The following is a 980-nucleotide window of genomic DNA, read 5'->3' as shown; positions in this document are numbered from 1 at the left end:
TCAGGGCAAGTGGTGTTAGATCAAGTCGCGGGTACCTTTGTGTATACCCCTGATGCCAACGTGACAGGGCAAGATAGTTTCACCTATACCTTAACCGATAGCGAAGGCGGGGTATCACTACCTGCAACCGTTACCGTGAATATCGGTGCTGTGAACGACCGTCCTGTAGTGGCTGATGACAGCATTAACACCGATGAAGACACCGCAGCGACCTTGGCTATTTTAGCCAACGACTCAGACGTGGAAGACAGCGGCTTTAACGCAGCGAACGTCAGCTTAGAGAACAAAGGCACCGGCGCTGGCATGTATGACTTTGCGGATGTGAGTGTCAATTTGGATGGCAGTTTAGCGATAACACCTAAACAAGATGTCAACGGTGTGTATAGCTTTACCTACACCCTCACCGACAGCGAAGGGTTAAGCTCAACGCCTGCCACCGTGACACTGACCATTAACGCCATCAATGACGCACCTGTTGCCATGGATAACACCGCGCAACTACAAGAAGAAGGCTCATTTGAGGTTAACGTACTGGGTAACGACAGCGATGTGGATACCGGCGACAGCTTAGATGCCAGCAGTGTCACCATTGTCACAGATGCCACGAATGGTCAAACGCAAATCACCGCAACGGGCGCGATTATTTACACCGCCAACGCCGATTACTTCGGCAGCGACAGCTTTACCTACACAGTTAAAGACAGCAACGGCGCAACCTCCAACGTGGCTACTGTGACCATGACGGTCAACCCAGTGAATGATGCGCCAGTCGGCCAAGCACAAAGCTTGGCATTGGATGAAGACGCCAGTTTATTGATCACTTTACTTGCCACGGACATTGAAAACGACAGCTTAACTTATCGCATTGATAGCGATGTGAGCCAAGGCACACTCGTGCAACAAAGTGCAGATAGCTGGCTGTATACACCCACAACTAACTACAATGGCAGTGACAGCTTTAGCTTTATTGCCAACGATGG

General features: G+C 50.4%; 1 protein-coding gene. It reads left to right on the top strand.

The window, feature by feature from the left end:
* Positions 1-12 precede the first annotated feature (12 nt).
* The coding region (locus PHAL_RS23460) for a tandem-95 repeat protein (protein ID WP_237709904.1) at positions 13-980 on the top strand (968 nt) is incomplete at its 3' end.

Source organism: Pseudoalteromonas haloplanktis ATCC 14393 (assembly GCF_000238355.1).
In the GTDB taxonomy this organism is placed as follows: domain Bacteria; phylum Pseudomonadota; class Gammaproteobacteria; order Enterobacterales; family Alteromonadaceae; genus Pseudoalteromonas; species Pseudoalteromonas haloplanktis.
Note: the sequence above shows the minus strand (reverse complement) of the source record. Positions and strands in the feature narration are given on the sequence as shown.